Raw genomic sequence first — 18,902 nt, forward strand, 5'->3', positions numbered from 1 at the left:
CACTAAAATGCGAAACCGAGCAATATCCCAAAAAACTTCAAACCCAACCGAGTATAAATACCACCCAGAAACTAAAGAAGAGCTTAGAAAGCTAGTCTCCCGTGAGAGTGTAAAGCTAAGCGAGATAGATATAAGCGAAGTGAGTGATTTTTCTAGTTTATTTAATGGTAATAAAAGAAGCGATTTTAGTGGTATAGAAGACTGGGATGTATCTCATGTAACAAATATGAGTGGTATGTTTGCTGGTGCTGTAAATTTTAACTCAGATATATCTAGCTGGGATGTATCTAATGTAACTGATATGAGCTATATGTTCTACGATGCCACTAGCTTCAACCAACCGCTAAATGATTGGGATGTGTCTAAAGTAACAAATATGAGCGGTATGTTTCAAGGTGCCTTTAGGTTCAACCAACCGCTTGATAACTGGAATGTAAGCAGTGTAGCTGATATGCATTGGATGTTTTTTAGGGCTAATGGATTATACCGACTACCAAAATGGTATAAAAAATAATCAATAGGAGAGACAATGCAAGAACTACAAATAATAAACGAAATTTTATCAGCCAAGCCAAACAATCAAACTCTAAGCAGTTTCAATAAATATCTAAATAACTTTTATGATATTACCAAAAAAATAGCCGTAGAAAACGAAAGAGATTTGGTATTAAATTTAAAAGCTATTGAGAGTGAAATGGCTATTATAGCAGCTTATGCTGAGCTTTTCTCAAAGCATGTTATAGCAGTTGGCGGTGGATTTAGCGCAGGTAAATCAGCCTTTGTAAATAGCTTTTTAAAATCAAAAGATATCCAACTACCTATCTCTATAGACCCTACAACAGCAATACCAAGCTATGTAATGTCAAGCGATAAAGACCAGATTATCGGAATTTCTAAAAACAATGGAGTGGCAAATCTAGGCAAAATTGCCCCTGATATTCTCTCTCGTCTTACACACAATGCAGATAATAGACTAGATTTTAGCTTTAATCTAAAAGATATTTTACCTTTTTTGGTAGTTAGCAGTGAGTTTAATGACCCTAAATACCAAAATATCTGCTTTATAGATACCCCAGGATACAATCCAAATAACGATGGCAACAGAGCCCAAGATTTCAATACAGCTAAAGAATTTCTAGCTAACTCTTCGAGCTTGCTTTGGCTCATATCTTGTGATGCAAGTGGGGGCAATATCACTGAAAGCGATATAAAGTTTTTAAATTCAATAGGATTAGAGAACAAAAAGCTATATTTCATAATAACAAAAGCTGATAAAAGACCTAAAAGCGATTTAGATGAAGTGCTAGAAAATCTAAAAGATACCCTAGATATGGAGGGTATAGAGTATGAGGGAATTAGCCTATATAGCTCAACGGATATAGAAGAGTATGGATATCATAAGCTTTCTTTATTTGACTTTATACTCTCTCAAATAAGTAATAAGCACTCAAAAAGCCAAGAAAATGTAATGACAAATCTAATAAGAGTATATCAAAGCTACGAAAAAGCTTTGGTAAAAAAGCAAGACGATAATGACAAGATTTTCTCGGTTTTACACTCTATCACCATAGAGATGGCATATATCGATGATGAAGAAAACGAAGAACATACTTTTAAAGTAGATCAATACGCTAAAAATCTAAAAAGCATATTTAGTAGCACTTATAGCGATGAGTGTAAAAAACTTCTCAAAGAGCTAACAAAGGCTTTTAAAGAGCTTAAAAGTTCTATTGATGCTATTTTTGGTGCTGTGTATGACTGGGATGCTGATGCTAACAAAATCACCACAAAAGATATAGAGCAATTAAGCGACCTTAGAAAAACCATTGATTTAGACGATGAGGATGATTTGCCTAAAAAGCCAAAAGGAAAAACAAAGGCTATCCAAGAGGCAAACTCTGCTGTCCAAAAAACTGGTTTTTTCAACTTTGAAGTAAAATAAGCTTATGAAAGCAAAAGCTCAAGAGATAAAAGGATAAATTATGCATAATCTCCTAATCCTATACAACCCAAGATATAATAGCGATTTGATAAAGGCGCATTTAGATATTCTAAAAGAGTGCGGCAAGGTGGCATTTGGCAAGGTGCGAGTCAAAAACAACAATATGCCACACCCCTTTAAGGGCGAATTAGAAAAGATATATAGTGATACAAATCCTGATAGCTTCACTCAGCTTTTTATCACGGATTATTCAAATTTATATGTCGCTAAGGTGGTAAAGATCAGTAGCGATGACCATACCGCCATAGCGCCTAAGTATTATCAAGAGCAAAATTTGCTAGTAGAGAGCTGGTTTGTTATCACAGATATGCGTGAAATTTATAGAAATGAATTTGAGAGTGTGAGGGATTATTTTTTATCCCGTATCACCTTGCCTTTGCGTGATAATCACACCTACGCCCTATATGGCAATAACTATGTATATCCGCTCATCATCGACCAAGACCAAAACTATTTCGAAGATGAAACCCTACACCACACAGATATCTATAAAACCAAAAAATATCTAAAAACCAAAAAAACCCTATCTAGATACTGCTTTGGCGCAAATATCGATAAACTGATGAGCGATACCATAGATGCGGTAGTTTTGGCCGAGATCGAATACATACAAAACCAAGAAAATATGTCAAATGATTTTAGCTCTATTTTGGTGAAGTATTCTAAGAGCGTTGAGAGAGAATTTTACTCTCTTTTTAAAGCTCTTTTTGCCTATTTGTGTTATAATAATTCTGGACTTTTAACCATCAGATATGATGTCCAAGGTATAAAATATCAGCTAAAAGATATTTTCACACATAAACCAAATTTAGGCTCATATGGCTATTTGATGAAGCAAAGCGAGATATCTACCACCTTTGAAAACCTAGTCCCAAATGATATAAAAAATGGCTTTTATTATAAAATACTTAATTTTATGCATATTTTAAAAGATATTAGAAACGAAAATATCCACGGCAAAAACGCCACCATAAAAGAGACCCAAAAGATCAGAAATGCGATTTTAGGCATAGGTCAAGAGAGTATTTTGATAACTTGTTTGGAGCTAAAATCCAAGCTAAATGCCCTATACAAAAAGTCCAAAATAGATCACTCAAAACAAATTTAAAAAAGGAGAGAAAATGAACGGCTTTGTCCCACATATCCAAACCCTAAAATGCCCAAAATGTGGCAAGAAAAAAGTAATCACCGCTGGCTGTGTGATAAATTTTTATTCCTGCCCAAAATGCGATACAATAATGATCCCTTCTAGCGGAAATTTCATAGACAAACTCATAGGCAAACTCAAAGGCGGCCGATGAATTCCAATGGCTCAAATGGCGAAAATATGATCCGCAGACTCATGATAATGCTCAAAATGCTATATCTGGGTCAAGGGCTAAATCCTAGCGAGCTTTGTAGTGAGTTTAATCTTAGTTTGCGAACCTTACAAAGAGACATCGCGCGTCTAAAAGAGTATTGCGCCGTAGATATACAAAAAGGTAAAGATGGAAAATACTATATCTCACGCACAGAATACGAAGATGGATTGCTAAGCTTTGGGGATATCAAAACCTTCGCTAAAAGAAGCGGTGTAGCCGATCTATACCCCAAGCTCGACACCCCAATGATAGCTGATATACTAAGCGCCACAATCTCTAAAAGCCTTATCGTATCAAGCGAACCAAAGCAAGACTCCAAAGAGTTAAAAGATCTATTTGAGTTCCTAAGCAATGCTATTTTAGAACACTGCGTGATCAGCTTTTATTACAATGGCTCACAGCGCACCATCAAACCCTATAAGCTCATAAATACAGCTGGTGTCTGGTATCTCCTAGGTGATGAAAAGGCCAAATTAAAGCACTTCACCCTATCTAAAATCAAAAGCTACAAGCCACTAGACCAGCACTTCACCCCATCAAATACATTTTTAAAACGCATAGAATCAAACAATCTCAAATGGTTTAACACTAGTCTAAAAAACGCTAGAATCCTAGTTTCGCCCAAGGCTAGGGAGTATTTTGGGCGTAAGCAAGTATTTAAAAGCTATAAATTAATCAAAGATGATGAAAATGGAATTTTGCTAGATGTAGAGTTTGCTTTTGATAATGAGCTATTAAACATTATAAAAGCTTGGATCCCATATATCAAAATCATCGAACCCCAAGAGCTAGAGACAAAGCTAAAAGATATCTTAAAATCCTACATAAATGATGAACCAATAAGCGATATAGCTTAATCCGCCGCCATTTTTTGCGGCGAATTTTAATCAATCTCGCCGCAAGAAAGCCAAATTTAACCAAATATTGTATTTAAAATTGTAAAATAACACCCAAATTTCACTTCTAAGGATAAATATGTTAAATCTTCTTTTTAAGTCGCTTTTTGCTTTGGCTGTGCTTAACTCCACCAATTAAGCTTTTTTAAGCTTCAATCAATCTTTTATAACTTGCTTTAATTCCCTTTTTATCATACTTTATTAGTTTTTTGATTATTTTTGATTTCAATTGCGGTATAATGATTTCCAATGAATTAGGTTAATTTTAGCGTAGTAAGGGTTTAAACTCAAAATATTGCTAAATATTTAGCAAAAGCTCTATATCGATAAAAGCGGGGAAACCCCGCAATGTTACCTAGCCTACTGTTTGATTTGTAATAAGCTAGTAAGCATCTGGTCGCTTGTGGTTATTGTTTTCGAGTTGGCTTGGTAGCCTCTTTGGACTACGATTAGCTGAGTTAGCGCCCTACTTAAATCCACATTACTCATCTCTAAAGCACTTGCTGTAATAGTCCCACGCCTGCTAGTTCCAGCTGCGCCAAAGATAGGATCGCCACTATTGGCAGTCTGACTAAAGATATTTCCAGATCTACTCTCTAAGCCTTCGTTATTACTAAAGACTGCTAGGCTTACTTGTGCTAGTCCAAAGCTTCTACCATTGCTAAAGCTACCTATGATAGTACCAGCCTCATCAATTCTAGTACCTACTAGGTTACCAGCAGTATAGCCATCTTGGATTATATTATCAGTAGCGCTTGGGTTGTCGTTACTTCTTAGGCCATTAGAGTCACCGATTTTACCAAAGTTTAGCTCTATACCTTGTCCTGGTGCTGAGCCGTTATTTGCCGTAAATGATAAAGTAGTAGGTGTAAATCCTAGCAAGGTTCCATCATTATTAAATCTAGCTGAACCAGATACTACATTAGAAAATCCGCTACCATCAGTATTTAGTACACCTGGTTCTGGGACTTGGATTAGGACTGACCACTCGGTTCCATTTTCTGGACTGTAGCTTACCTTTCTCCACTCAAATTTAATCTCATGCTTCGACCCTAGGCTATCATATATCTCAGTGGTAGCTGCGTGGCTAGACATTGTTAGGTTGCTTGATACCTTTTCACCTGTACCTGTGGCCAGACTCCCACCAAGAGCCTTAAATACATCAGCTAGAGCTGAGTTTTCATTTACATTTTGAGCTGCATTACTATAGCCGCTTACTGCTATTTGCATAGCGTAGTCGTTGGTGTATGTGTCTTGATTTGATGGGACTAGCTTTTGACCATTGGTATCAGTGTAGGCATCTGCGCTATCTTTTATCTTTGTACCTCCTGGTTGATTTTGAGCATTTTGGATTGTGTGTCCATCGTTTTGGCCGTAGCTTGCATCACCAGCTGGATTTCTAAAGACAAATTGCCCTTTTTCATTTACAGTTACTTGCACACCATCATTTAGATTTATATCTCTATATGTGCCATTAGCATGAGAGCCGTCTGCTGCTGGGGCAGGCAAACCATCTGCAACATTTTTATCAAAGATATCAGCACCATCAGCATCTAGTGGAGAATCCCACTCATCTTGAGCCATTTGTGCTAGCTTATCATCTGTGATTAGTCCCCTTAATGCTTCTTTTAGATCATTTACACTATTGTATTGATTTCCAGCATCCGCACCGATAGCTTCTATATCGGTTATTATCTTTTTAATACTTCTTACTGCCGATTCTGAAATTGGCTCAGTTACTACGCCTTTACCTTTAAGGTTAGCAAATAAAGTTTTATAATCTATATTATTATTAAGATCTTCAATAGCTTGCTCTATTGTATCTTGACCCCCAGCAGGATTAAAACCACCTTGTCCGCCATCAATCCTAGCTATAACAGCATTTACAAAGTATGTCGCACCATTTACGGCATTTGAGACATTAGAGCCACTATAATTGACATACTCTCTAGCATCTGTTTGCATAGCACGCCTTAGATCCTCTGTAGTCTTTACCACTCTAGCAGCTCCGTCATTGTAATTATGATCAGCAGTCTTTCCAGCGCCTGTAGAGTAGGTATACTTATAGGCTGTGATTACGCTAGTTGTCTGGATAGATGTGGTATCGCCTTCTAGTTTTTTAATCTTGATATTTTTAGTAGCATCGGTGGTGCCTTGGTTATTTGTATTTGTTAGCTGAATTCCTTTATCACCATTTAGCGTAGCTATAACTCCAGTTTGAGGCGTATAGTCATTTATCTTTTTGACTACTTCATCCATCTTAGTTAGCTCAGTAGCTGGTATCTCTATACCGTTGATTGAGATATGTAGCTTATATTTGTTAGTGCCTTGCCCAGCATTATTTGGAAGCTCGCCAAATGTAGCCTTTGCATCAGCGTAGCTAACCCATATACCTTGGCCCTCTCTTAGGTTTAGCCCTTCACCTGAGCCATTAAATACTACACCTAGGTCTACGCCGGCTTCTTTTACCGCTACTTCTTTATTTGAGTTTATGTAGTAGGTGTTGTTGCTTAGGTCATTTGGATTCTTAGTTTCGCCATCTTCCCATAGGCCATTACCATTAGCATCTAAAAAATCATTATAATGGTCTAGAGTATAGATAGGTGAGTTTTTAGCTCCGATGTTTGAGCCTGAGTTTAGATTGGCTATTATAGCTAGCTCGCTAGTAGGATTAGCCTCCATAGCCATACCAGGTTCTATTATGATATTGCTTAATGGGCTAGTAGGATCGATGGTGCCGGTATCTTCGTTTCTCATCCAGCCTTGGACTACATAGCCGTTACGATCTACGAAATTACCTTGAGAGTCTAGGCTGAAGTCGCCATTTCTAGTATACATATAGGTCTTGCCACCATCAGCTGATACGACAAAAAACCCATCGCCTTGGATAGCCATATCGCTTTGTTTATCAGTAGTTTGGATTGTACCTTGTTTAAAGATTTTAGTAACTGTATTAACCGTGGAGCCTAGGCCAATTTGCATAGAGTTTTTACCACCTAGGTCGCCTTGTGGGGCGGTGGCTACCTTTTGAGTTTGGCTAAATAGATCAGCAAAACTCGCACGAGAGTATTTAAAGCCTACGGTATTTACATTGGCGATGTTGTTACCTTCGACATCCATCGCTACTTGGTGTGCCTGAAGACCAGTAACTCCAGACCATAATGCTCCCATCATAATTTATCCTTTGTGTTAGAATTTATTTTAATTTTGGCTTATTAAGCAAATAGCATTCCAAATTTTAATTTTTGAGGCATTTTATGTAATGGCGTAAGATTGTTACGCCTATTTAATGATATGCCAAATTTAAATCATAAAAAAGATCTTAAAAAATAGGATATAATGGGTTTGCCTTGTGGCATTACTAAATATAATAAAAAAGCAAATTTAAAACAAATTCCACAAAGCAAGGCTTTAGCCGTGGCTAGTTGCACCATAAAAATATAAAATCACCACAGCTTACTAGTATAATGCTTTTAATGGTGCTAGATTACTTCCAGCCTAGTTCTTTATAGATTTTTTGTGCGTTTTCTAGCTCATTAGCAACTTTATTAAGCGATATGCTATCTTCTTTGAATTTGCCTAATGCTGCAATCTCTTTACTTGGTTTGGCATCTTTATTTACTGGGTATTCGTGGCTTGTGGATACTAAAATTTCTTGAGCCTCTTTACTTAGCATAAATTCGATAAATTTAATTGCTGCGTCTTTGTTTTGGCTAGATTTTAAAAGAGCGATTCCAGTGATATTAATATGTGTTCCACGGCCATCTTGATTAGGGAATATTACGCCTAGACTCTTGGCCGTTTCTTGATCGCTTTGCTTTTTAGAATTTAGTAGCGTGATAATATAGTAGCTATTCATCACGCCTACTGCTCCAATTCCTTCATATACGCCACGAGCCTGTTCTCTATCGCCGCCTTTTGGATCTCTAGCTAGGTTATTTAGAGTGCCTTTGGCCCACTCTTTGGCTTTATCTTCGCCATCATTTGCAATGATAGAAGCTAGTAAAGATCTATTAAATGAGACATTTGATGTTCGCATTAATAGCTTGCCTTTTAGCTCTGGTTTTGCTAAATCTTCGTAATTTTGGATTAGTTTTGGATCAATTGCCTTTTTGTCATAGACGATTACTCTAGCTCTTTTAGATAGCCCTATCCATTCATTATTTTCATCTTTTAAATTTGCTGGAACGATACTATCAATAATTTTAGATTTAGCTGGAGCAAGCTTGTCATCATTTTGCAATTTGGCAAATGTACTTACATCCATACCCATAAATAGATCAGCCTTAGAGTCTGGTGTGTTCATTTTAGCCATTTGCTCTTTATCTTTTATGATATTTATTTTAATTCCCGTTTGGGATTCAAACATATTAGCAAGTTTTGGATCTAGCCCTTTGCCACTATATAAATTTATCTCATTAGCTAAAGCCATACAAGCAAAAGCCGCAGTTAAAAGTAATTTTTTCATCTATTTTTCCTTTTGTTGATTTGATTGTAAAATAGTAGCTAAGGAAGACTTATAATAATATTAATTATCAAAATTATGAATAAAATTATAAATTCTTTTTTATTAATATAAAAAGTGATAATAGTTGTATTATGATTATTAGATTTAATAGAATGAAATTTGATTTATAAATATAAGAGGCGGAGCCTAAGCCCCGCCTTATCTAGCTTATAGATTAGTCAAGTACCTTATGATTATAAGGTTTGTTGTTTTTGTCTAGCTCTAAAAGCTTCGCATTTGGGTCATCATTGATATTATCATGTTCATAATATCTATCACCAGCTTTATGACCTTTAGCTGTGCTTTGGCGAGCGTCGTTTAGATCTACTTTGTAGCGAATTTCACCTGGATTTAACTTTTGGATATCTTCAAAACCTAAATTGCTAGTTTTAAAATCGCTAAATCCGTATTGTAGCGCTATTTCAGCTAGTTTAGTTTGACCCATTCTAGCCATTTCTAGCGCTTGAAGTAGCATTCTACTAGCTTCTCTTGGGCTGTGGAAACCAGTTGAGTTTTCAGCACCTACGAAGTCGCCTCTCATTTGGCCTTTTCTGTGTAGTTCTAAAACCTCTTTTAATACTGCAGAGATTTTTTTGTCATCTGCTTTTCCATCTGTTTGGAACTCAGGAAGCGCAGCTAATCTATCACGCATATTTTTGATATCGTTGATTAGGCTTACTGTAGCGTATTCTACTGATCTTAGGTCAAATGCGATCGATCTTTGGATATCTTGAATTTGCGCTTTTAAATACTCTTCGCTTTGAGTGTGGCAGCTTTTACAAGCAGCGTTAATATCTTTAAGCGGAGAAGTAACATTGTGATTTGTCACTTTGCTTGAGCCTTTTCTTACATATGGCATGTGACAATCAGCACAACTAACACCATTTGCTGCGTGAACTGAGCTTGAGTATAGCTCTGTTTCTGGGTGTTGGATTTTTAGCATTGGTGCTTTAGTAATTTTGTGAGCCCAATCTTGTGGGAATATAGAGCGAGTTACATTCTCGTCATAATACTCATCAAACATCTCAATTCTAAATGGTTTATTTTTGCCCCATTGTTTCCATGGGAATACTAGCTCGATACCAGCAACTTCAATTTCAGTAGCTTTGTTGCCATCTCTCCAGCTATCAAACTCATCATAAGTTTTTTGAGTGCCGTTCCACCATTTTTTATCTGTATCACTAGCGATTGATTCACCGATAGTTTTGACTTTTTCACCTGTTGGGCGGAAATAGTACTCAACATGGCATTGCGCACAAACTAAGCTTCTCATCTCACTTCTAGTAGCTTTCACACCTGTTACAGGATCTGGCTCATAGCCTCTCCATTTTGTTAAAGCGTTAATTAGAGCTGTACGAGTTACACGAAGTTCCATTGTATTTGGTACATGGCAATCAGCACAGGCAACACCCATTCTTTTACCGCCATGAGGGCCGCTGTGTTCTGGGCTATTTTCTGTGATGCCTTCTAGAGCTGGTATATTTTTGACCATTGTCCAGTATTTAGCACTATTAAATGAAACCCATTTTTCACGAGGAGTATCACCTAAAGCAGCGTTATTTTCTAGCCATTTTGTCCAACCACTATGGCAATTCATACAAGCAGCTGGCTGACCATTAAAAGCAGCAAAACCATGTGAATTTAAGAAATCTTTATTGTTTCTTGCTGTATCCATTTGATCTACTTGAATCCAGAAGTGACCACGCTCTTCATTTGCGTCTATCGAAAATGGATATCCCGCCCATAAAATTGTAAGTTGCGGATATCTAATCAATTTAGAATAAGAGTGATTACCGCCAAATTCAGTCTCAAACGGTGCTTCGGTTTCGACTGTTTGATACATATCCATATGTTCAGGGAAATTTTTGCCCCAGACATTAAAGCGTGGATCATCATCACTCATAGTCACCACATCTTTAGAGATTGCACCAGCCATATCAGGCTGAGCTTTTTTGCTTGAGATGTCTTTGTTAAATAAAACAAAGCCGATCAAAACAATAATGGCTAATATCGCCAAAAGAGCCTTTTTCATACTCTATATCCTTTCTGTGAAATTAAATTTACTTTGTTGCCAAAGTTCATAAATCAGCCTAAAATCCACGAGTGTGGCCTACACTAGCGTGGCATTTAACACAGCTTAGCTGCTCATTAGCATGATTTATCTTTGTTGTTGGATTTACCACTACTGATACCATTTGAGAGTGGCAGCGAACGCAGTTTGCTTGAACCATATTTTTACTCATTTTAGTTGCAGTGAAATTTTGCGGTAAATCATCTAGCTTAAAGGTAAATGCATAAGCGTGAGATATGCCACTTTGGGCTTTGGCTATCCATTTATCTACAAATTCATTAGGCAAATGGCAGTCATTACAGCTTGCTATTGGCTTGCCGTTTATCTCTCTTGAGTGTGGGCTTTTACGCCAACTAGCATATACATCATTCATGACATGGCAGTTATTACAAGCAGCACTATCATCGCTAAAATACGACATACCCTTAGCATTGTAAAAAGTATATCCAGCAGCTATGATAATGATAGCTACAACAACTAAAAACCACATAAATGTAGAGTTTTTACTACTACTTTGCACTTTATCCTCCTTCCCCAAAAAGATAAAAATGTAAATGAAATTGTAATGAAATTTAATTTGTTTGTCAATAAAAATAAACTTAAATTCCGATTTTACGATGGTTTAAAAGCTCAATATTCGCATTTTTTTCGTCTAAATTTAGTTTAATTTTAATTAATATATTTTTTATCTTATTTTATACAACGGCTTTGGTTTGCCACTTTTTGCTCTTCCAACGCCAAGAATTTACAAATCCACGAAGCGCCTCATCAGCACAAAATCCAATCCAAACTCCCAAAATACCAAGCCCAAAATTAAAACATAAAATATATCCAACAGGCAACGAAACCCCAAACATAAACACCACTCCACTAAAAAAGCAAAATCTCGCATCGCCACTAGCACGAAGTGAATTTACCATTATGATATTAAATGTCCTTACTACTTCAAGGAAGATTGATAGCGTAAATAGCGGTATCATCAGCTCTTTTAAGCTTGGATTTAAATTTAGTGCGTTCATTGTCTCATCTTGGGCTAAAAAGCTAGTAAATGCTACCAAAAATGACGCCAAAACGCTAATATACAAGGCTCGCCAAGTGTGTTTATATGCTATTTGTAGCTTTTTGGCGCCGACTAATTTGCCAATTATAATCTCATTTGCCACGCTGATTGCTTGACCTATCAACATTATAAATAGCGAAATTTGAAAATAGATAGTTTGGACGCTTAAATTCTCTTTGCCCAAACTAGCGACAAAACCAAATGCGATTGTGTATTGGACTATCCAAAGTAGATTCTCCCCAGCTGACCAGCCGCCGATTTTGATAATTTTGTTTATAACGGCTCTTTCAAGCTTGATAAATTCGCTAAATTTAGGTATAAATTTCAGTATATAAATGAGTATAAATATCAAAATAATTATAGCCACCACACGGCCGATTATAGTGGATAATCCCACACCAAAAAGCTCACTTTGTGTGAAATTTAATACATAATAATTGCCAATAAGTGTAACTCCATCCATCAAAATAGTAACAAACATAACGCTATAAGCTCTATTATAAACCCTAATTATCGATGCTAAAACTATCCCAACCGCATCAAAAAATAGGCAAATTCCAAGCATATATAGATAGATTGAGCTTTGAGCCATTAGCTCTTTTGGGACATTCATTAGCTCCAAAATCAACTCACCATGCCACACTATCCCAGCAGCACAAATTAAGCCTAAAATAGAGTTTAAAAATAGGCTTTGGTGGATGGCTTTGCGGGCTAAAATTTTATCTCTAGCGCCGATAGCTTGAGTTATAACTACTGAACAACCAATACTTAAAAAGGTAAAAATCGTGATAAAAATATCTAAAATTTGATTACCCGCACCCATAGCACCAACTAAGAAATTTGAGTGCGCTGCGACCATTAAGGTGTTGATAATAAGCGATAAATACCGCAAAAATAATTCAAAAAATATAGGCACGCTAAGGGCTTTTAAAGATAGTTGCTTAGAGGACATTTGACCGCCTAATTATGGGATTTTAGATAGATTATTTTATCAAATTTAATATAAAATATATTTTATTTATAGCTTAAATTTATGATTATTTAGTTGTAATATTAAATTTATTTTAGATATAATTCTGGCTCAAAATTTCACACATTAAGGATGTTTAAGGTGATATTAAATCGTAGAATTTGGTATATTGCCATTATCAATGCTATGCTTTTGGCTCTGCTAGAACCAAGTATAGGGGGGGGGTATAAAGCACTTTATTAAGATATTTTATCAGACTTTTGGATTAGTTTTTTGCTTATTTTATCTTTTTAGCTTCTTGCCTGTTAAACTCAAAAATATTTTAGAACTTAGCTTTGTCTTTATCTACGCTATTATCGGTGTTGTTGAGATATTTTTGGTTATGAATTTTTCAAACATTTTAAATCCTATATTCTTTGATACTTTTCTCTCTACTGAGCCTAATGAGGCGATTGAGTTTATGCAAAGCTATTTTAGTTTTAATGTAGCTTTGGCGGTGTTTGGGTTTATTGGGGTTTCTATTTTGTTTTTCTATTTTCCTATAAAATTTAGCCCAAAACCATTAAATCCTAAAATATATTTCGCTCTTTTTCTCATCATATCAATTGCCATTTTCTCCAAAGGGACAAGATACCTAGAGCCTAATAAATTTATCCTTGGTGGATGGTTTGTAACTATCAAAGATACAATCACAGAGCAAAATAGCTATCTAAATGAATTTAAAAAGCTAGCTAAAATCTTAGATACACAAATGAAAAAAGATTATAACCTAACTATAAAAAGCCAAATTCCAAAAGTGGTATTAATCATTGGTGAATCAACTCAAAGAAACTACCAAAGCTTATATGGATTTAAACTTGATACCACGCCAAATTTAAACGCTTTAAAAGCTAGTGGCAATCTCTTTGAGTTTAGTGATACCATTGCACCTGAGTCGCATACTAATCCGGCCTTGGCTAAGCTTTTAACATTTAGCAACTATGAAAATAGCCAAAGCTCCAAATGGTATGAGCATATGAATATCATAGATTTAATGAAAATCTCCGGATATAAAACACAATGGTTTAGCAATCAAGAATCCGTATCTGTATTTGGTAATATACCTGAGGTTATATCTAGTAGGGCTGATATTAGAGAATTTACTAGGGTTGGCACTAGTCTTGAGTTAAAAAATGATTTTGATGAAAAGTTATTAGAAGTGTATAGCAAATACAGAGTCAAAGCTGATAGGGAATTTCATATATTTCACCTTATGGGGACACATATGGCTTACGCTAATAGATTTGATAAAAATAACAAAAATGTAAGATATTTTGTTATGGATGAGCTTAAAAATGCCAATTTAGATATCTATCCAAATAGTGATAAAATCAGCAATAAAGGGCTAAAAGAGAAGCTAAACTATATCAATGCTATAGCCTATAATGACTATGTAGTAAGTGAAATTTTTAAACTCTATAAAGATGAAAATGCGATTATCTTTTATATTAGCGATCATGCTGATGAAGTATATGATTTTAGAGAGTTTAAAGGGCATACCTCCACTATGGCATCTAGATATATGGTTGAAATTCCATTTATGATATATCTAAGCGATAAATTTAAATCTAGCAATCCACAACTAATACAAAAGATCCAAAAAGCCCAAAATAAGCCATTTATGAGTGATGATTTTATACATGGATTTATGGATATTTTGGGTATTTTTAGCGATGACTTGGATCTTAGTAGGAGTCTGTTTAGCGATGAATTTGATGCTAATAGGATTAGAATTTTTTCTGGAAAAAATTATGATAAAGAGTTAAAAATTGATTATCCATTTGCTTCACCAAGTAAAATTTACTTGCACCGCACAGATGAGCCTAAGAAAATGGTAGATTTTAAAAATATTTATCAAAATTTTGAGATTGATGTGCATTTTATAGATGGTTATTTTGATGTTGGGCATGATGGCAAGAAATATAGCATTGGTTTAAATTTAAAAGATATGCTTCAAATCGCTAACAATCAAAATGGGGGGGGGTATAGCCCACATATTTGGTTAGATTTTAAAAATCTAACCAAAGAAAATGAAAAATCAGCCCTAAAAGAGTTAGATAAAATCTGCGATGAGATTAAATTCGATAAATCAAATTTGATTATAGAAAGTTCAAATTACCAATCCTTAAAGCCATTTAAACAAAATGGATATTATACTAGCTATTATGTTCCATACTACTCTAAAGAAGATTTAAACGATAAAAAAGATATAATTATAGCTCAGATTAATCAAATCCATTCAAAGCGGAAATATATCGGCCTTGAGTTTTGCTTATTATCTTTATGATTTTATAAAAGAAGCTAAATTTAAAATAGACAAAAATGGCAAAAAAGTAGATATAGATCTGCTAACTTGGAATGAAGGCGATAATTATAATACAAATAGCAACACCAAAGCCTTTTATGATCCGCAAGTTAAGGTGATTTTAGCCGGGGCTAAAAAGAAAGGGTATCGCTAGAAGGAGTTAAATGAAACCTAAGTATCACTTTTATAGTAATACTATTTACGCACTTAGCGGATTAGCTGCAATGTGGAAAAATGAGCGCTCATTTAAAATTGAGTTATTTATAATTACTCCTTTATTTATAGCTATTTGGTTTTTGCCACTTAGTAGCATAGAGCAGATTATACTTGGAATGAGCTTGCTTTTTATCCTTGCGATGGAGTGCTTAAATAGCGCTATTGAGGCTTGTATAGATCTTGTTAGTCCTGATTTTCATCCACTAGCTAAGGTAGCTAAGGATTGTGGGAGTGCGGCTGTATTTATATCTATTTGCACGGCGGTGCTAGCTTGGGGCGTGATACTTTTTGGGGCGGTGAGTAATGCTTAGAGATAGTGCATATTGGGATGAGTTTTATAGCTTAGAACACGATGAGATTAAAGAGCCTAGCAAATTTGCTAAATTTATATTTAATAATTTTTTGCGCAATAAAAACAAAGCAAGCTTGATCGAATTTGGCTGTGGTAATGGTAGGGATTCTTTATACTTTAACGCTAAAGGTATTGATGTTGTAGCTATCGATGGTTCGCATATTGCTATTGAGAGTTTGCAAAAACAAAACCAAAAAACTAGCTGGATTTGTGCTGATTTTACTGCGCCACTTAACCTAAAAGATAAATTTGATATATGCTATAGCCGTTTTACGCTACATGCTATTGATGATATCGCTGAGCAAGGGCTGATAAAAAATGTCAAAAATTTACTTAAGTCTAGCGGGCTTTTTGTTGTAGAGGCTAGAAGTATAAATGATAGTAAATTTGGTATTGGCAAAGCCATTAGCAAGCGTGAGTTCATCAGCGATGGTCACTACCGACGATTTATAGACCAAGATATATTTAAAGCAAATTTAATCCAAAATGGCTTTAAAATTGTTGATATTGATGAAAGTAGCGAGTTTGCTCCGACACCAGGGCAAAACTGTGTTTGTATTAGAGTCATTGCCTCGCTATAAGTGCTTCTAATTCGTCCTTGGTTTTTAAATTTAAATAGTCATTTGAGCTAAATCTTTTTGGCTCAAATGAAGCGCTTTTTGATAGTATTGGTTTGATTGAGTTTTTAGTAGAACTTGAGTATGCGCTTTATGATGAGTTAAGTCAAAATGAGTTGGCAAATACAAATTCTGGTTTTACTTCGCACGGAATGTATTATATAGGCTTAAAAGTTGCCACATTAGACAGCACAGAAACCTATATGAAATATAGTAGAGATTTTCAAGCTAAACATAAAACAATGAGTTCTACTAGCAAATACGCAAGTGATAGCATAGAAAAGGAGCTAAATAAAACAATACAAAATAATAGAAATAGCGATGGTAAAATAGCTTATGGTGAGATAATGGATAAAAACGAACACGAACAAGATGTAACAGATATAATAAACTATGTGTCAAAATATGGTCTTACCGAGCCAGTTGAATTAGGCGAAAACTTGCTAACTAAGGCTTTACAAAAAACTAGATAAAGTCTCTATGGTTAAATTTAGTTTTGGCCAAATTTAACCAAAATTGTGTGGATAAAAATAGTAAATTTTAAAGTTAAAATTATTTTATTATATAGATGAAAATCAGCAAAAATAAATTGTAGCTTAATATGGCACTCTTTAAGCGTGTTTAGAGATGAGTTATAAAAGCAATGTTTGATATAAAAATTACACTAATTTTATCACAGAAGCCAAAAGCTATTTTAAACTCAAATTATTATTTTTAAGATTTTATCGCTGTGATGCTTTGCTAAAATATCATATAATCTCTAAGAGCTTTTGCGTATTTATGACCACTAGCTTAAGCCAACACTTTAGCAAAATTAATCATATTTTTACAACATTTTTCTAAATTTTCTTGACTTACACTTGGTGTAATGTTTTATAATTTTTGCTAAACTTTTAAAAAAAGGAAGCAAAATGAAAAAAACAATTCTAACTCTTGGCATTACAGCAGCGGCTTTTTCGCAAGATTTGCCATTTGAGCGTGGCGAGATAAATCCGTATAGCAAATACTTCACCGGCACTACTTATCTAAATACCTTTGATGATGCTAGTGGTGGTAGAAGTGCTAATGCTAGTTTAGTAACATTCGAGCCTTGTTCTCGAACGCATTGGCACACACACGAAAAGGGCCAACTTCTAATCATTTTAAGCGGTGAAGGAGTAGTGAAAATAGAGGGGCAAAAAGCTATAAAAGCCCAGCCTGGTGCAATTATCAAAATAGATAGCGACGCTAAGCATTTTCACGCAGGTGGTAAAACCACGCAAATGGCACACATCTCAGTCATGGGTATGCCAAATAAAACTACTTGGCTAGAAAAAGTAAGCGACGAAGAATATGAAAGTGCTTTAAGAGAACTTCAATGAAAAAGATTTTAGCTGTTTTTGCGGTGTTTGGGGGTGTTTTGATGAGTGCAGATATAGAAGATACAACGCTTAAAGCGATATTTAAAAACTTTGAGAAAAGTAGTAAAAATGATACCATACAAGCTGGCCTAAGTCCTAGGCAGATTGAGCTTAGTAATCTAGCTGTGATAATAGCATCTGGTTCGCTTAGACTATGGCAAGAAAGAGTAGAAAAAAGCGAGTTAAAGGCTGATGAGATAATGGAGCTTTTACGCCAAAGCACGGCGTATCTTGGTATGGCTAGGATTAGGGAAATTATCTTTGTTACAAGTGAAATTTATAAGCGTAAAGGGGTTAAAATCACAGATTTTGCCCTAGATAGCGATGAAAATAGACTTAAAAATGGGCAAAATTTACAAATAGAGCTTTTTGGCAGTGCTACTACGCAGAGTATGAGTGGCGACTACACACAAATCGGCAGGTATTTAAGCCAAAATTGCTTTGGGGATTATTACGCTAGAACTGAGATTTTAAGCCTTATCGAGCGTGAGATTATAACATTTTTTCTTTTAGCGGCTCAAGGAGATACATCAGCACAGATGAAAGCTCACGCAAAAGCTATTTTTCTTCAAGGTTTAAATAAAGAAAAATTAATCGCCCTAATCAACGCAAATATCGCTCTTATAGGCTATCCACGCTCACTAAATGCCACCACCGCTGTAATAGAGGCTAGCAAATAATGGCATACACAATCATAGAAGTCTCACAAAAAACAGGCGTAAGCCCACGCACTTTGCGTTATTGGTGTGATAATGGGCTTTTTCCTTTGGTTGAGCATAGCCCTAGCGGTATTAGGTATTTTAGCAAGAATGATATAGAGTGGGTAGAATGGGTTGTGCGTTTTCGTAAAATGGGTATGAGCGTTAAACGGCTTAGAGAGTATATAAATTTAGCTATTAAAGGCGATAGCACGCTAGAAATTCGCCTAGCGATGATAAAAGAAGAAAAAAGTAGAATTTTAAATGAGCTTGATGAGATAAAATCAGCACTTCTTTGCGTGGATAAAAAAATTGAATTCTACGAAACTGCCATAAAAGCCAAAAGCGACCCACACGCCAAAGGGGGCAAAAAATGCGAGTGATTTTATCGCTTTTTTGTCTTTTTAG

The 18,902-nt window shown here is 35.4% G+C and carries 18 protein-coding genes; 13 read left to right on the forward strand and 5 right to left on the reverse strand.

All coding sequences use genetic code 11. The annotated features are described in order from the left end of the window. From CIGNP109_RS08435 to CIGNP109_RS04460, 5 genes are all read left to right on the forward strand, one after another. Positions 1 to 514, forward strand: a 514-nt coding sequence (locus tag CIGNP109_RS08435) for a BspA family leucine-rich repeat surface protein (protein WP_236847558.1), incomplete at its 5' end; no start/stop codon positions are given. A gap of 15 nt (positions 515 to 529) precedes the next feature. Continuing rightward, entirely contained in the window at positions 530 to 1,942 is a 1,413-nt protein-coding gene (locus CIGNP109_RS04445; RefSeq protein ID WP_086228353.1) for a dynamin family protein, read from the forward strand. Between the two features lie 40 nt (positions 1,943 to 1,982). Further along, positions 1,983 to 3,110, forward strand: coding sequence for an HP0729 family protein (locus CIGNP109_RS04450; RefSeq protein ID WP_086228354.1), 1,128 nt, complete (start codon positions 1,983 to 1,985; stop codon positions 3,108 to 3,110). Between the two features lie 13 nt (positions 3,111 to 3,123). After that, the gene (locus CIGNP109_RS04455; protein ID WP_086226058.1) at positions 3,124 to 3,303 is read left to right on the forward strand and encodes a hypothetical protein; all 180 of its coding nucleotides are present in this window, start codon (positions 3,124 to 3,126) and stop codon (positions 3,301 to 3,303) included. After that, positions 3,300 to 4,220, forward strand: a complete 921-nt coding sequence (locus CIGNP109_RS04460; RefSeq protein ID WP_086228355.1) for a helix-turn-helix transcriptional regulator — start codon at positions 3,300 to 3,302, stop codon at positions 4,218 to 4,220. Before CIGNP109_RS04455 ends, CIGNP109_RS04460 begins: the two co-directional genes overlap by 4 nt. Positions 4,221 to 4,619: 399 nt before the next feature. Here CIGNP109_RS04460 and CIGNP109_RS04465 read toward each other — a convergent pair whose 3' ends face one another. The 5 genes from CIGNP109_RS04465 to CIGNP109_RS04485 all read right to left on the reverse strand — a co-directional run bounded on the left by CIGNP109_RS04465 (position 4,620) and on the right by CIGNP109_RS04485 (position 12,849). Then, on the reverse strand, positions 4,620 to 7,433 hold the full coding sequence (locus tag CIGNP109_RS04465) for a flagellar hook-basal body complex protein (RefSeq protein ID WP_086228356.1): 2,814 nt from the start codon (positions 7,431 to 7,433) through the stop codon (positions 4,620 to 4,622). Between the two features lie 313 nt (positions 7,434 to 7,746). Continuing rightward, entirely contained in the window at positions 7,747 to 8,727 is a 981-nt protein-coding gene (locus tag CIGNP109_RS04470) for an extracellular solute-binding protein (RefSeq protein WP_086228357.1), read from the reverse strand. Between the two features lie 214 nt (positions 8,728 to 8,941). Further along, a complete protein-coding gene (locus tag CIGNP109_RS04475) occupies positions 8,942 to 10,798 on the reverse strand; it encodes an ammonia-forming cytochrome c nitrite reductase subunit c552 (RefSeq protein ID WP_086228358.1) in 1,857 nt (618 codons plus the stop codon). Positions 10,799 to 10,856: 58 nt separating this feature from the next. Continuing rightward, positions 10,857 to 11,327, reverse strand: a complete 471-nt coding sequence (nrfH, locus tag CIGNP109_RS04480; RefSeq protein WP_086228417.1) for a cytochrome c nitrite reductase small subunit — start codon at positions 11,325 to 11,327, stop codon at positions 10,857 to 10,859. Between the two features lie 205 nt (positions 11,328 to 11,532). Continuing rightward, the gene (locus CIGNP109_RS04485; protein WP_086228359.1) at positions 11,533 to 12,849 is read right to left on the reverse strand and encodes an MATE family efflux transporter; all 1,317 of its coding nucleotides are present in this window, start codon (positions 12,847 to 12,849) and stop codon (positions 11,533 to 11,535) included. Positions 12,850 to 13,165: 316 nt separating this feature from the next. Here CIGNP109_RS04485 and CIGNP109_RS04490 point away from each other — a divergent pair, with 316 nt between their 5' ends. The 8 genes from CIGNP109_RS04490 (at position 13,166) to CIGNP109_RS04525 (ending at position 18,877) form a co-directional block, all read left to right on the forward strand. Next, complete coding sequence (locus tag CIGNP109_RS04490; RefSeq protein ID WP_086228360.1) at positions 13,166 to 15,193, forward strand: phosphoethanolamine transferase; 2,028 nt, start codon at positions 13,166 to 13,168, stop codon at positions 15,191 to 15,193. Continuing rightward, the gene (locus CIGNP109_RS04495; RefSeq protein ID WP_086228361.1) at positions 15,168 to 15,365 is read left to right on the forward strand and encodes a hypothetical protein; all 198 of its coding nucleotides are present in this window, start codon (positions 15,168 to 15,170) and stop codon (positions 15,363 to 15,365) included. Before CIGNP109_RS04490 ends, CIGNP109_RS04495 begins: the two co-directional genes overlap by 26 nt. A gap of 10 nt (positions 15,366 to 15,375) precedes the next feature. Continuing rightward, positions 15,376 to 15,738 carry a diacylglycerol kinase gene (locus tag CIGNP109_RS04500; protein ID WP_086226065.1) on the forward strand — a complete coding sequence of 121 codons (363 nt, stop codon included), beginning with the start codon at positions 15,376 to 15,378 and terminating at the stop codon, positions 15,736 to 15,738. Then, entirely contained in the window at positions 15,731 to 16,360 is a 630-nt protein-coding gene (locus tag CIGNP109_RS04505; RefSeq protein ID WP_086228362.1) for a class I SAM-dependent methyltransferase, read from the forward strand. The genes CIGNP109_RS04500 and CIGNP109_RS04505 overlap by 8 nt, the downstream gene beginning before the upstream one ends. Positions 16,361 to 16,452: 92 nt before the next feature. Beyond that, positions 16,453 to 16,869, forward strand: a complete 417-nt coding sequence (locus CIGNP109_RS04510) for a hypothetical protein (RefSeq protein WP_086228363.1) — start codon at positions 16,453 to 16,455, stop codon at positions 16,867 to 16,869. A 438-nt stretch (positions 16,870 to 17,307) separates the two neighbouring features. Further along, complete coding sequence (locus CIGNP109_RS04515) at positions 17,308 to 17,757, forward strand: cupin domain-containing protein (RefSeq protein ID WP_086228364.1); 450 nt, start codon at positions 17,308 to 17,310, stop codon at positions 17,755 to 17,757. Then, complete coding sequence (locus CIGNP109_RS04520; RefSeq protein ID WP_086228365.1) at positions 17,754 to 18,476, forward strand: carboxymuconolactone decarboxylase family protein; 723 nt, start codon at positions 17,754 to 17,756, stop codon at positions 18,474 to 18,476. Before CIGNP109_RS04515 ends, CIGNP109_RS04520 begins: the two co-directional genes overlap by 4 nt. After that, complete coding sequence (locus CIGNP109_RS04525) at positions 18,476 to 18,877, forward strand: MerR family transcriptional regulator (protein WP_086228366.1); 402 nt, start codon at positions 18,476 to 18,478, stop codon at positions 18,875 to 18,877. The genes CIGNP109_RS04520 and CIGNP109_RS04525 overlap by 1 nt, the downstream gene beginning before the upstream one ends. The last annotated feature ends 25 nt before the right edge of the window (positions 18,878 to 18,902 follow it).

Origin of the sequence: Campylobacter sp. P0109 (genome assembly GCF_002138755.1) — a bacterium.
GTDB classification, from domain to species: Bacteria; Campylobacterota; Campylobacteria; order Campylobacterales; family Campylobacteraceae; genus Campylobacter; species Campylobacter devanensis.

What these genes read in the sequence shown, in the direction of transcription:
- CIGNP109_RS04445 (WP_086228353.1), top strand. Translation starts at nt 530, where the DNA reads ATGCAAGAACTACAAATAATAAACGAAATTTTATCAGCCAAGCCAAAC.
- CIGNP109_RS04450 (WP_086228354.1), top strand. Translation starts at nt 1,983, where the DNA reads ATGCATAATCTCCTAATCCTATACAACCCAAGATATAATAGCGATTTG.
- CIGNP109_RS04455 (WP_086226058.1), top strand. Translation starts at nt 3,124, where the DNA reads ATGAACGGCTTTGTCCCACATATCCAAACCCTAAAATGCCCAAAATGT.
- CIGNP109_RS04460 (WP_086228355.1), top strand. Translation starts at nt 3,300, where the DNA reads ATGAATTCCAATGGCTCAAATGGCGAAAATATGATCCGCAGACTCATG.
- CIGNP109_RS04465 (WP_086228356.1), bottom strand. Translation starts at nt 7,433, where the DNA reads ATGATGGGAGCATTATGGTCTGGAGTTACTGGTCTTCAGGCACACCAA.
- CIGNP109_RS04470 (WP_086228357.1), bottom strand. Translation starts at nt 8,727, where the DNA reads ATGAAAAAATTACTTTTAACTGCGGCTTTTGCTTGTATGGCTTTAGCT.
- CIGNP109_RS04475 (WP_086228358.1), bottom strand. Translation starts at nt 10,798, where the DNA reads ATGAAAAAGGCTCTTTTGGCGATATTAGCCATTATTGTTTTGATCGGC.
- nrfH (WP_086228417.1), bottom strand. Translation starts at nt 11,327, where the DNA reads ATGTGGTTTTTAGTTGTTGTAGCTATCATTATCATAGCTGCTGGATAT.
- CIGNP109_RS04485 (WP_086228359.1), bottom strand. Translation starts at nt 12,849, where the DNA reads ATGTCCTCTAAGCAACTATCTTTAAAAGCCCTTAGCGTGCCTATATTT.
- CIGNP109_RS04500 (WP_086226065.1), top strand. Translation starts at nt 15,376, where the DNA reads ATGAAACCTAAGTATCACTTTTATAGTAATACTATTTACGCACTTAGC.
- CIGNP109_RS04505 (WP_086228362.1), top strand. Translation starts at nt 15,731, where the DNA reads ATGCTTAGAGATAGTGCATATTGGGATGAGTTTTATAGCTTAGAACAC.
- CIGNP109_RS04515 (WP_086228364.1), top strand. Translation starts at nt 17,308, where the DNA reads ATGAAAAAAACAATTCTAACTCTTGGCATTACAGCAGCGGCTTTTTCG.
- CIGNP109_RS04520 (WP_086228365.1), top strand. Translation starts at nt 17,754, where the DNA reads ATGAAAAAGATTTTAGCTGTTTTTGCGGTGTTTGGGGGTGTTTTGATG.
- CIGNP109_RS04525 (WP_086228366.1), top strand. Translation starts at nt 18,476, where the DNA reads ATGGCATACACAATCATAGAAGTCTCACAAAAAACAGGCGTAAGCCCA.